At 37.3% G+C, this 338-nt stretch carries 1 pseudogene; it reads left to right on the forward strand.

The features are described from left to right. A pseudogene (locus tag NHF47_RS17210) lies at positions 1–338 on the forward strand (T9SS C-terminal target domain-containing protein); the annotation flags it as partial.

Consider the following 338-nt stretch of genomic DNA (forward strand, 5'->3'; position numbering starts at 1 on the left):
TCTATTTCTGGTAAAAACGGAAATAAAGAAGATAACAACAAAGGCGATTTAGATTATTGGCTTTGGAAAATGGACGAAAAAGGGAACCTCGATTGGCAAAAAAGCTTTGGAGGTAATCAAGTCGATTTGTTGCAAAGTATTGCCATTACCAGCGATGGTGGTTTTATTTTAGGAGGAACTTCTTCTTCAAATCAAGGTATCGATAAACAAGAAGACTGCAAAGGTCAAGAAGACTTTTGGGTGATTAAATTGAATGCTAAAGGTCAGGAATTGTGGCAAAAAACCATTGGTGGTAATGGTATGGAAAAACTACTGAGTATTGCTCAAACCCAAGACGG

This window comes from Flavobacterium sp. NRK F7, from assembly GCF_024054195.1.
GTDB lineage: Bacteria > Bacteroidota > Bacteroidia > Flavobacteriales > Flavobacteriaceae > Flavobacterium.